An 11,672-nucleotide genomic window follows, 5' to 3' on the forward strand; every position below is an offset into this window, starting at 1 on the left:
ACAATTTGAGGTGATGATATGATAGAATTAGGTATTTCAACTTTTGGGGAGACAACACCCATAGAGGGCAGTGGTGAGGTGTTTAGCCATGCTGAGCGGATTCGCCAGCTAGTAGCGGAGATTGAGCTGGCTGACCAAGTCGGGCTTGATGTCTACGGGATTGGAGAGCATCACCGAGAGGATTTTGCAGTGTCAGCTCCAGAGATTGTCCTAGCAGCAGGAGCCGTCAACACTAAGCACATTCGCTTGACATCTGCTGTGACCGTCTTGTCGAGTGCGGATCCAGTCAGAGTTTACCAGCAATATGCTACGATTGATGCCTTGTCAAATGGCCGAGCAGAAATCATGGCTGGTCGTGGGTCTTTTATAGAGTCCTTCCCTCTCTTTGGCTATGACCTCAAGGACTATGAAGCCCTCTTTGATAAAAAACTGGCCATGCTCCTTGAAACACGGAAAGCTCCAAAACTTACTTGGCAAGGCCAATTAACACAAACCGTAGTTGGTAAAGACGTCTACCCGCGTTCTGTGCAGGAACAACTCCCAATCTGGGTGGCAACTGGCGGCAATGTTGAGTCAACTATTAAGATTGCCCAGCTTGGTTTGCCAATTATTTATGCTATTATCGGGGGAAATCCCATGTACTTTAAACGCTTAATCGATGCCTACCATCAGGTAGCTGAAAATGAAGGTCACTCTAAAGAAACTCTTAAGGTTGGCGCACACTCCTGGGGCTTTATTGCAGACAGTCAAGAAGAAGCCGTCGCTAAATACTTTTACCCGACTAAGCAAACCGTCGATGGGATCGCAAAAACCAGACCACATTGGTCAGAGATGACCTACGCCCAGTACGAGCAAGCAATCGGGCCAGACGGTGCTATGATTGTCGGGGACTCAGACCACGTTGCTCGAAAAGTCATTGGTTTGATCGAAAGTTTGGGTCTCGATCGCTTCATGCTTCATTTGCCCCTGGGTTCAATGCCGCATGAAGAAGTGCTAAAAGCGATATGCTTATACGGTGAAGAAGTAGCGCCTAAAGTTCGAGCGTATTTTGCCAACAACCGCTAAGGAGGAAAAAATGGGATTACTTATTGATGGAAACTGGCATGACCAGTGGTACGACACCAAATCAACAGGCGGAAACTTTGTCCGTACGACCACTCAATTTCGCAATTGGATCACACCAGACGGATCGGCAGGACCGACAGGGGAGTCTGGCTTTCAAGTCGAGTCTGGTCGTTATCACCTTTATATTTCCCTCGCCTGTCCTTGGGCCTGCCGAACCTTGATGATGCGAAAACTCAAGGGCTTAGAAGACCATATCAGTCTCTCTATCGTTCATCCTTTGATGTTGGAAAATGGTTGGACCTTTGAAACGAGTGATGGGGTGGTTGAGGACACGGTCAACCACAGCGATTACCTTTACCAGGTCTACACCGCCGCGCAGCCCGATTATTCAGGGCGCGTGACGGTGCCGGTTCTCTGGGATAAAAAAACGAATACGATTGTGAACAACGAATCCTCAGAAATCTTAAGGATTTTTAATACCGCCTTTAATGACCTTACAGGGAATACAGAGGATTACTATCCAGAAGAACTGCGTGCGGATATCGATGCAGTAAATAGCTTTGTCTATGATACCATCAATAACGGTGTCTACAAGGCCGGCTTTGCGACGGACCAAGCCGTCTATGAAAAAGAAGTCACCGCCCTTTTTGATGCCTTGGACCAGCTGGAAAACCGTCTGGCAAATCAGGATTATCTTGTCGGAAATCAGCTGACAGAGGCAGATATTCGTCTCTTTACGACCTTGGTGCGGTTTGATGCGGTCTACCATGGCCATTTCAAATGCAACCTCAAACGCTTGGTCGACTATCCAAATCTTTGGGAGTATACCAAACGTATTTACAATTTACCAGGGATAGCAGAGACTGTCGATTTTGATCATATCAAGCGACACTACTATGGTAGCCACAAAACCATCAATCCAACAGGTATTGTTCCAAAAGGACCAGAACTGGATTGGACGATCTAGTGTGATAACAATTAAAAACGAACTAACCATACTTAGACTTGAATATCTAAGTTAGGTCAGTTCGGTTTTTATTGACTTAAAATCTGTGAATTTTTGTTAAATTTTTGTTAAATTATGCCATTCTATCTCTCAAAACCTTATAATATCAAGGTTTTTAAGCGTGATTACTTCATCGTAGGGAAAAGAAACCTCTAATTTTATAAAAAATCATAAAGCTATAAACCTTATTAAATCAAGGTTTTTAGTTTTTGGAATTGGAAGATGATGCTTACTTTATGGGAAGGTGATCTTTTTGATAAAGAAAGACGTATATGAGAATAAGCTTCAGATAGACTATTTCACAGATTCTTATTATCAGTTTGAAGAAGATTTTTACAAGTATTCTACTCTTGATATCCCACTTCCATTTCTAACAGACGCTATTTTGAGAGAAATGGCAAGAGATTTTTTATAAAAAGACGAACTTTTATGGAAAGAATTTATATTACCTCATTTGTCAAATTAAGTTAGACAATTTCAAGTTAGTCAGAAAAACTTGATACGGAGTTAGATAGTTCAATGATTTCCTAGGAATTCTATTTCTTTTATCAGCTATAGCTGATAAATAGTTTTGAGAAATATCATTGAAGTCCATCTGCTTAGGAAGTCCGTGTCGTCTTAATAAGCCGTTAGAATGCTCATTAAGACCTCGCTGCTCTGGACACCCTGGATCCGCAAAGAAAATATCAATATCATGTTTATTGGAAATGGACTTCCAATTGGAAAACTCTTTCCACAATCAAAGGTAATAGACTTGAAGAGATGCCTTGGAAACTGTGACAACCACTGGCTGACAGATTCCTCAATGTCACTCGCTTTTCTTCCATTTGTTTGAAGTGTGATAATAGCTTTTGACTGCTTCTCAACCAGCGTAATGACAGCACTTTTATGATTCTTGCCAACAATGGTATCCCCTTCAAGATGACCGAATTCATTTTCGAACTCTGGATACCTTTCAGCACGCTCACGAATATCTCTTCGAAAAGCTTGTTTTCCACGCATTTCTTTCTTCCCATTGGGTTTTCGTTTCCCTTGCCAGGGTAAATCATTTTTATGGAAGAAGCCACGGTCAGCTAAGCGGTAGAGGGTTCTCATAGAACAAGGGATGTTATCAGGATAGGTACCTTTTATCACATCAAGACTCCAATCTAATTCTAAATACAATTGGATAAAGTCTTGTACTGGTTTTGTGAGGTGAGTATTTTTCCGTCCACAACGCTTCTTATTAGTTTTGTAACGCTCATAATAGTCATAAGCCGAATAACCAGCTTTCAGAAAAGAAAGAACATTGTAGATCGTTTGTCGCGATCTACCAAGTGACTTTGCAATGTCGCAAACTTTCTTACCTGCTTGGTAATATGCCTCTATCATTACGAGTTCGTTTGTGGTAAGATGAGTGTAGGTCATTTATGTTAGTTCCTCTCAGAAAAATGTGGTGTTTATCTGAGACTAACATAGATGGCTTTTTTCTGTCTAGCTTAATTTTACAAATTGGGTTATGTAGAATTAATAAATTAAATCATCGATAATGTACTTAAATAAAAAGGAAATATTGTATAATATTAACAAATGGTTAATTTAGGAGAAATGCTATGTATGACGAAAAAAATATGATAGATTAATATCAATGATTGAAATCATGGCTCAAGATTTTACACTAGAGCAGATGCAATTTTCGAAAATAAAGGGGGAGATTCCTGATTATATCAAATCTAAAGAAGGGAAAAATATTGAAGAGGTTTGGAATTGTTATGTTGAAGTTTACTTTGAACAACATAAAAAAATTGAAATTGTTAAACTTGGGCAAAATAAACAAGAGATTGAGATTGCAACTAACCGTGGTTCAAGTTGGAAAATATATGAACAAAAGTTAATCGATCAAAAATGGACTTCAGAATCTATAAATACTATTCGCGAATCTAGCAAAGAAATTCTTACACTAGTAAGAACTATTGTATTTTTCAATCTTAGAAAGAGGCTATTTGAATGATAAAAGAATTTGAATTTGAAATTGATTGTGATATGACATTTTCGCATCTTCACGATTGTATGGAAATTCTCTATGTAATGAGTGGGCGCATAGGTGTGATGCAGACAAAAACAAATATTTTGGTCCGAGAAGGAGAGTTTATAGTTTTTAATCCTTTTGAACACCATGAACATTATAGAGAACCAGGAGCTCACACAGTTTCACTCTACATTTCCTATAATTTATTAAAGCAATTAGATATGCCGAGTGTTGCTTGTTGCAGTTCTGAACGCAAGGAATTGGGAGAGTACTACGAATTAATTCGAGGGAAACTCGCAATAATTTATAAGGAGTATACTCAAGATCGGAAAAACCGAGCAGTGTATTGTCTTTCTCATCTACTTGGTATTTTAGATTTATTAAAGCAAAAATTTGCTGTGGATGAGGATATTCGAAGAGATACGCTTTCTGAAGTTTTGCTGTACTTAAACCATCATTTTTCTGATGATATAAATCTTGTTAAAGTAGCAAAGGACTGTCATATTTCTACAGGTTATTTGTCTAGACATTTTCATGAAGTGATGGGGATACATTTTTCAGATTACCTTCGGAAACTTCGTTTGTCAGTGGCGGCTTCATTAATCAGTACGACAAACAAATCGGTGACTGAAATTGCTTTATCTGTCGGTTTTGGAAATCCTAATACATTGATTTATAATTTTAAAAAGCAATATGGCATGACCCCTTATAAGTATAAAATTTCCCGTCAATTGTACCAGGAAGATGCACAGGCAAAAAATCGATCTATGCATGATATCGGCTTGTTGAAATATGCTGGAATAGAAGCAGAGACGGAAATTCTTTCTAAGCCTCAGCGTCCGATGATGAATGTTTCGATTTCACTTAAAAGTCCCGGCGTCTATCGAAAATCTGTCACAAATGTGGCAATTGGGTGTGGATACGCAAAATTATTATTGGGTGACGAATTTTCTAAGACAGTCGAGCGCATTAGTTGTCAAATAAAGCCGGAATATCTCCAGATTCAGGGAATATTCGATGATACGATGCATGCCTATTTTCTAGGTGGCGATGGTAGCGCAAATTTTGATTTTTACCTTATCGATCAGGTGTTGGATCGTATTCGTGCTGTTTCGATGAAACCTTGGATTGAGATTGGTAGAATTCCAGGTCAATTGACCTCCAAGCGTAAAAATGAATTTTACGGAGCATACATGGAACTCCCGAATGATTTGAATCGTTGGAGCAATTTGGTGTCTTCGTTTATGGATCATATAAGTGAACGCTATGGAGTAGCGGAAATTTCGCAATGGAGATTTTCTATTACACCTGCCTTGTATGTATCATATGGATTTTACTCCATGGAGGATTATTTAGAATATTATAGGCAAACCTTTGAAGTAATACGCGCATTCCTTCCTGAAGCGATTATTACAGGAGGGACCTTTGACTGTGGTCTACTCCGACTGGATGGGACAAAGGAACTATCTTCTTTTTTAGTGTTTTGTAAAAAAAATAATTGTATTCCGAATTTACTTAGTCTACAGGAATTTTTTGTGGACTATGATAAAACAAATCGCGATAAGATTCTAGAAAAGATTGATGCGATGACAGAAGAGCCAGTTCCACTTTGCGCAGATCCGGATCTGTTAGCTAAAGATGAAGATTTAATTAAAGAAGTTCTAAAAGAAGAAGGATTAGAAGGACTTCCCATTACTTTTTTGTATTGGAATTCTACGATTTGGTATAAAGATTTGGGGAGTGATACTTGTTATAATTCAGCTTTTCTTGCTAAACATGCAATGGAGAATTTGGGAAAAGTGGAATCATTAGTAGCTTCAGTTGTGTATAGTGACGAGGATTCGAATCAGCTATTTACTGGGACGCCAGCTTTATTTACTCAAAATGTGCCTAAGGCAATGTATCATACTTATGGTTTATTGAATCAGATGGAAGGATACTATGTCGACCGTAATAATGGTTATGCAATTTCAAAATCAAAGGATGGAAGTGTTTTTACAATTCTTTTATATAATTATTGTCCACCCGATCCGGCTATTCATTTGTCTGAAATTGTTTCGAGGGAAGAGCAACTGACTATTGATCGTTACTATAGTTTTCAGAGTTGTGGTGTTCAGAATTTCTGTATTGAATTTTTTGGAGATACTGATGAGATCTGGGAGATTGAAACCACGCGTATTTGCAGAGAATCTGGAAGTTCGTATGATTATTGGCGGAGAATGGGAGCTCCTTCGATTCTAAATGCGAAGAAACAAAAGTATTTGGAAGAAGTGTCACAACCAGGGTACACTGTGGAGCAACGCAGAATGTTGGACAAGAAACTGAAAATATCTGGAACCATCGATGAGCATGAGGTGCGATTGATTCGCATGAGAAAAAAAGTCACTAATAATTGACGTAAAATCTTGTTTTTATGACCTGACAAAGATCTATTTGTCAGGTTTTGTATTTTTTTTTTGTAAAATAATCGGGAAAAATAGATGTTAGTAAGAGAGTAATGATAAAGAGACTTTTCTATAATAATATTTAAAGAAAACGTTTTCTAAATTTGTAAAAATATTATGGAGGAAATAATAATGTCTGGAACAAAAATCAAAGAAACCGGATATGTAAATACAAGAGAAAAAATCAGTTATTCTTTAGCATCTGGTGGAGGAAATGTTGTCACTACTATAATTGGAGGATTCCTCGCTGCATACTTAACAGATTCTGTAGGACTTACTGCAGCTTCTGTAGGGACAATGATGCTCTTGATGCGTTTCGCTGATATTGTAACGGATTTTTTAATGGGGGCAATTGTTGAACGTACGAAGACACGTTGGGGAAAAGCAAGACCGTGGCTTTTGGTTAGTGCAATACTTATTTTTGTAGCGTTGATTTTTGAATTTAGTACACCTGGAAATTTGAGTATGAACGGCAAATTAATTTATGCGTATATTACTTACTTTTTTATTAATTGTATTGGATTTACATCTTTTGTGATTCCACATACAGCATTGCTGTCAATTATTACATTTAATGGGGTCGAACGACAGAAGATTGCGGCAATGGGACAAATTGTTAACCAGATATTAGGTATGGCGGTTTCCATTTTTTGGGTTCCATTGACGGTGGGAATTGGCTTCCGAAATACGGCTTGTGTGTATGCAATTTTGTCTGCAATATTCATACTAGTTGGTTTCTGGGGGACTAGAGAGAACATCTATGAAGATGAAGGACATGTTCCGATTGGACAGTCAAAGGAATCCTTCAAGGCTTCTTTAAAAGTAATAATACGCAATAAATATTTCTGGATTGAAATGGCTGTTTTTAGTTTACTCTTATTTCATAACATGGCACAAGGGGCAGTGGGATATTATTTCAGCAACAGTGTATTAAATAATGCAAATTTAGTTGGTCTCCTTTCCGTTGCTGGTATGTTACCAGCGTTATTTATGAATATGATTGTGGCTAAGTTGGTTGGAAAGTTTGGAAAACAGAAGATTATGGTTTTGAGTGCGATAGTGATTACAGTAACATCCGTTCTAATGGGATTGACTTATATAAATATTCCGTTGCTTGTCGTGCTCACCATTATCAAAGGATTTTTTTTGGGTAGTATGTTTTCTTGTGCTTTTGCACTCACTGGTGACGTTATTGATTATGGTGAGTGGGAATTAGGAGTCCGTTCAGAAGGTATTACGATAGCAGGATTTAGTTTGGGACAAAAACTTGGTATGGGTCTTGGTCCTGCAGTGGCCACCTGGATTCTAGCAGCTGGGGGTTATGACGGTTTGGTAATGGTACAAACAGAGGCTGCAAAAAATGCGATTGTATTTTCTTATACATGGTTATTAGCTATTGTAGGAGTATTGTTGATTATTCTAAGTTTATTGTTAGATTTGGATAAATATAGTGCACAGATGCAGCACGAATTAGAGTTGAAGCATAGAAAATAGGAGGAGTTACAATGTTGGAATTTAGAAGTGAAGAAGTATCGAAACATGTTACAAGAATTTATGGCTTTTCCACTGAACTGATGTATCTGGTAGAAGGTGAAAAAAAGGATATCTTGATAGATACCGGAAGTGGATTCGGAAGTTTATATCTTGCGGTTGAGGATATCCGTAGAAAGCACAAAGGACTAGGAAAGCCACTTGAAGTTTTAATTACCCATGGACATCTAGATCATGCCATGGGAGCACAAGAATTTCTTAACGCAGGATGTCCTGTATATTTAAATCATGAGGATCGTTGTGTTTTTGAAAAGCATGCAAAGGATTCATTCCGAATGGAGGGGATTTCGATGCTACAAGTGGATGGATTGGGAATCTTTGTTGCTGAAGAAGATTATATTAAATCTCCATCTTTTGATGATTTTCTGGATTTGAAGGAGGGTGAGAAATTTGATTTGGGTGATGTAACAATAGAAACATTTGCTTGTACAGGTCATACGAAAGGGTGTCTAACCTTTTTAATTCAGGAGCATGACGGAAAAAATTATTTACTAACTGGAGATGCGTGTAACACGTTTACTTTTTTGTTTGATGAGTATACAACTTCCGTAGAGGAATATGAGAAACATGTGAAATCGCTTATTAAAAAAGTGAACGGAAGATATGATGAAGTTCTCTTATCCCATGGCAATGGAGTTGGTTACCTTGGACTCATGGAAGATGTAGTTGCGGTTTGCGAAGATATTCAGAATGGAAAAACAGCAGATATTCCTTATGAGTTTATGGGAACACAAGGGCTAATCGCTAAGGATTTTGATTTTTCGGATTTCGCAAATGCTAAAGGCAATATTGTTTATGACAAAAATCGCATACGTATATAGATGAGGGGAAACAAATATGGATATAAGACTAAAACAAAATCCTTTTTTTTTAAATGATGCGGATATTAAATGGATTGAGAAAGTAAAGAGTGAAATGTCGTTTGAGGAAAAGGTAGGTCAATTGTTTGTTCCACTGGGCCTCTCTGATAAAGAAGAGTATTTGCGGCATTTGGTTAATGACTGCCATGTTGGTGGAATCATGTATCGTACTGGCAAAAAAGTAGATGTTCGTTCAACTCATGAACGTATTCAAAAGATGGCAAAAATTCCACTTTTATTAGCTGCCAATATTGAATCCGGTGGTGATGGTATTTGTTTTGAAGGAACAAGCTTTGGTAAACCAATGGTGATTGCGGCTACAAATGATTCGAAAAATGCGTATCGAATGGGTTATGTGGCATGTAAAGAGGGCGCTTCAGTTGGTTTGAATTGGTCCTTTGCACCAATTGTTGATATTGATTATGATTTTAAAAATCCAATTACTAATGTAAGGACTTTTGGCTCAAATCCAAATCGTGTAAAGGAGATGGGAGCTGCATATATGGAGGGAGCTAAGGCAAATGATGTTGCCGTTGCTATTAAGCATTTTCCAGGAGATGGATGCGATGAGCGAGATCAGCACATTGTAACCTCTGTAAATCCTATGTCTTGTGAGGAATGGGATGCAACCTATGGTGATATTTATCAGGAATTGATTGACAAGGGTGCACAAAGTGTCATGGTAGGTCATATTGCCCAGCCCGCTTATGTGAAGCAGATGAATCCCAATGCAACTGTGGAGGAACAGTATTATCCAGCATCTGTTTCGCGTGAGTTAGTTACTGGATTGTTAAGAGAGAAGCTTGGATTCAATGGTGTAATCACAACAGATTCTACGTGTATGGTAGGATATACAACAGCGATGAAGCGAGAAGAGTCTGTTGTTGCATCCATAGCTGCAGGCTGTGACATAATCCTTTTTAACAAAAGTTTGGACGAAGATATCGATTTTGTGAAAAAGGGAATTTTGGACGGAAGAATAACGAAGGAGCGATTTGAAGATGCAGTCACCAGAGTGTTAGCATTAAAGGCATCTTTGAAATTACATATAAGACAACAGAAAGGTGAGCTAGTTCCTCCGGAAGAACAACTATCTGTTGTGGGCTGTGAAGAACACAACAGATGGGCTGAAAAAGTCGCTGAGCAATCTGTTACTTTGGTAAAAGACACTCAACAGCTTTTGCCTATCTCGCCAAAGAAATATAAAAGAATTTATCTTAATGTCATTCAGCGGAAATTAACGGATTCACAGGATTTAGAAGTTCAAAAATGGAGAAAATTATTTGAAAGAGAGGGGTTTGATGTCACCGTTCGTGATCGATCTGTAACGTTAGAGGCTAAAGATTTAATGGGATTTAACTTAACTTCAGAAAAGGAAGAGTTGATTGGAGAGTTATATCGAAGTATTCATGAATTTGTTCCAACAAAGGATTTATATGTATACGTTTTTAATATTGAAAATGCTTCAAATAATACTACTGCTCGGTTAGATTGGAATGTCATCTTTGGACTAGGAGATGATGTCCCTTGGTTTACAAAAGAAATACCAACTTTATTTATTAGTACCGCAAATCCGTATCACTTATTTGATGCTCCTATGGCGAAAACATTAATAAATTCATATAGCAATAGTGAAATTATCATGAAAGAAATTATGGATAAAATTATGGGACGAACTGAGTTCGTGGGACAAAGTCCTGTAGATCCTTTTTGTCAAAAAGAGTATTTAAGATTATAGGTAGTAAGAGTGAAAAAATGTATCAAGCAGTGATTTTTGACTTAGATGGTGTGATTTGCCATACAGATTCTTATCATTATAAAGCATGGAAATTTATTGCAGATAAGATTGGTGCGACATTTAATGAAACAATAAATGGGAAATTACGTGGTGTAGGACGACTAGATAGTTTAGATATCATTTTAAAGGAGTCAGGAATATGTCACTTGTCTCCAAATGAAAAAGCATTTCTGGCAGAGGCGAAAAATGATTATTATTTACATTTACTGGATTACATGGCACCTCAAGATTTAGATGAGAGTGTACTAAGGACATTAAGAGATTTAAAGAATATTGGTATTAAAATAGCAATTGGCTCTTCTAGTAAGAATGCTAAAAGAATACTTGAAAAACTTGAAATTATTAATATGTTTGACGCAATTAGTGATGGTACGAATATTTCTCATGCAAAACCAAATCCAGAAGTGTTTACAAAAGCAGCCGAGATGTTAGGTGTTTTACCAAGCTGTTCACTTGTGGTAGAAGATGCGATTTCTGGCGTTGAGGCAGCGAGTAGGGGGGGATTTGATAGTGCTGGCTTAGGTGATGCAAAAAGCCATCCAAATGTAACATTCCAGCTTTCAAATTTTGAAGATTTAATAGGTATTGTGAGGTAAAAATGTCAGTATTTTGCGAAATATTTTGAAAGTCAGAATTGAATCTGATTTGTAAACGTGATGAAAAACTAGTTATACTCGATGGTGTAGAAGCTTTTCGCGATATTGATTATATTGGTGATGGAAAACTATGTGATATGAAAATTCCAATTGCCCAGTATTTTGAACGAATGCTCCTAAATACCCAACTACCGATGCCTGGAAGTGACAGCTCGGAGGTGACATTGATGATTCCTGCCGATGCTCAGCCAGGAAATGCCTTCCATATCTTGCTAGAGGTAGCTAATCAAGCAGAAACGCCATTGAAAGCCTACCAACGCTATATTCTGACAGTAGCTTAAAGA

The 11,672-nt window shown here is 37.8% G+C and carries 9 protein-coding genes and 2 pseudogenes; 10 read left to right on the plus strand and 1 reads right to left on the minus strand.

What is annotated here, in order from left to right; genetic code table 11:
* Nucleotides 1-18 precede the first annotated feature (18 nt).
* The 3 genes and pseudogenes from ACVRYP_RS06330 to ACVRYP_RS06340 form a co-directional block, all read left to right on the plus strand.
* Nucleotides 19-1,065, plus strand: a complete 1,047-nt coding sequence (locus ACVRYP_RS06330; RefSeq protein WP_447467896.1) for an LLM class flavin-dependent oxidoreductase — start codon at nt 19-21, stop codon at nt 1,063-1,065.
* A 10-nt stretch (nt 1,066-1,075) separates the two neighbouring features.
* The gene (locus ACVRYP_RS06335) at nt 1,076-2,032 is read left to right on the plus strand and encodes a glutathione S-transferase family protein (protein WP_447467897.1); all 957 of its coding nucleotides are present in this window, start codon (nt 1,076-1,078) and stop codon (nt 2,030-2,032) included.
* A 292-nt stretch (nt 2,033-2,324) separates the two neighbouring features.
* A pseudogene (locus ACVRYP_RS06340) lies at nt 2,325-2,471 on the plus strand (DUF5960 family protein); the annotation flags it as partial.
* Between the two features lie 57 nt (nt 2,472-2,528).
* On the opposite strand, the pseudogene ACVRYP_RS06345 reads toward ACVRYP_RS06340, so the two are convergent.
* Nucleotides 2,529-3,478, minus strand: a pseudogene (locus ACVRYP_RS06345) (IS30 family transposase).
* A 220-nt stretch (nt 3,479-3,698) separates the two neighbouring features.
* Here ACVRYP_RS06345 and ACVRYP_RS06350 point away from each other — a divergent pair.
* The 7 genes from ACVRYP_RS06350 to ACVRYP_RS06380 all read left to right on the plus strand — a co-directional run bounded on the left by ACVRYP_RS06350 (nt 3,699) and on the right by ACVRYP_RS06380 (nt 11,669).
* Nucleotides 3,699-4,061 carry a hypothetical protein gene (locus ACVRYP_RS06350; RefSeq protein ID WP_447467898.1) on the plus strand — a complete coding sequence of 121 codons (363 nt, stop codon included), beginning with the start codon at nt 3,699-3,701 and terminating at the stop codon, nt 4,059-4,061.
* Nucleotides 4,058-6,475 carry a GH39 family glycosyl hydrolase gene (locus ACVRYP_RS06355; protein WP_447467899.1) on the plus strand — a complete coding sequence of 806 codons (2,418 nt, stop codon included), beginning with the start codon at nt 4,058-4,060 and terminating at the stop codon, nt 6,473-6,475. Before ACVRYP_RS06350 ends, ACVRYP_RS06355 begins: the two co-directional genes overlap by 4 nt.
* 180 nt (nt 6,476-6,655) lie before the next feature.
* Complete coding sequence (locus ACVRYP_RS06360; RefSeq protein ID WP_307122713.1) at nt 6,656-8,017, plus strand: MFS transporter; 1,362 nt, start codon at nt 6,656-6,658, stop codon at nt 8,015-8,017.
* 11 nt (nt 8,018-8,028) lie between these two features.
* Nucleotides 8,029-8,895: an MBL fold metallo-hydrolase gene (locus ACVRYP_RS06365; protein WP_447467900.1), complete on the plus strand. Its 867-nt coding sequence runs from the start codon at nt 8,029-8,031 to the stop codon at nt 8,893-8,895.
* Between the two features lie 16 nt (nt 8,896-8,911).
* Nucleotides 8,912-10,672 carry a glycoside hydrolase family 3 protein gene (locus tag ACVRYP_RS06370; RefSeq protein ID WP_307122715.1) on the plus strand — a complete coding sequence of 587 codons (1,761 nt, stop codon included), beginning with the start codon at nt 8,912-8,914 and terminating at the stop codon, nt 10,670-10,672.
* Nucleotides 10,673-10,689: 17 nt separating this feature from the next.
* Nucleotides 10,690-11,328: a beta-phosphoglucomutase gene (gene pgmB / locus ACVRYP_RS06375; RefSeq protein ID WP_307122716.1), complete on the plus strand. Its 639-nt coding sequence runs from the start codon at nt 10,690-10,692 to the stop codon at nt 11,326-11,328.
* 137 nt (nt 11,329-11,465) lie between these two features.
* The gene (locus ACVRYP_RS06380) at nt 11,466-11,669 is read left to right on the plus strand and encodes a hypothetical protein (protein WP_447467901.1); all 204 of its coding nucleotides are present in this window, start codon (nt 11,466-11,468) and stop codon (nt 11,667-11,669) included.
* The last annotated feature ends 3 nt before the right edge of the window (nt 11,670-11,672 follow it).

Source organism: Streptococcus rifensis (genome assembly GCF_053203525.1).

What these genes read in the sequence shown, in the direction of transcription:
- ACVRYP_RS06330 (WP_447467896.1), top strand. Translation starts at nt 19, where the DNA reads ATGATAGAATTAGGTATTTCAACTTTTGGGGAGACAACACCCATAGAG.
- ACVRYP_RS06335 (WP_447467897.1), top strand. Translation starts at nt 1,076, where the DNA reads ATGGGATTACTTATTGATGGAAACTGGCATGACCAGTGGTACGACACC.
- ACVRYP_RS06350 (WP_447467898.1), top strand. Translation starts at nt 3,699, where the DNA reads ATGATTGAAATCATGGCTCAAGATTTTACACTAGAGCAGATGCAATTT.
- ACVRYP_RS06355 (WP_447467899.1), top strand. Translation starts at nt 4,058, where the DNA reads ATGATAAAAGAATTTGAATTTGAAATTGATTGTGATATGACATTTTCG.
- ACVRYP_RS06360 (WP_307122713.1), top strand. Translation starts at nt 6,656, where the DNA reads ATGTCTGGAACAAAAATCAAAGAAACCGGATATGTAAATACAAGAGAA.
- ACVRYP_RS06365 (WP_447467900.1), top strand. Translation starts at nt 8,029, where the DNA reads ATGTTGGAATTTAGAAGTGAAGAAGTATCGAAACATGTTACAAGAATT.
- ACVRYP_RS06370 (WP_307122715.1), top strand. Translation starts at nt 8,912, where the DNA reads ATGGATATAAGACTAAAACAAAATCCTTTTTTTTTAAATGATGCGGAT.
- pgmB (WP_307122716.1), top strand. Translation starts at nt 10,690, where the DNA reads ATGTATCAAGCAGTGATTTTTGACTTAGATGGTGTGATTTGCCATACA.
- ACVRYP_RS06380 (WP_447467901.1), top strand. Translation starts at nt 11,466, where the DNA reads ATGAAAATTCCAATTGCCCAGTATTTTGAACGAATGCTCCTAAATACC.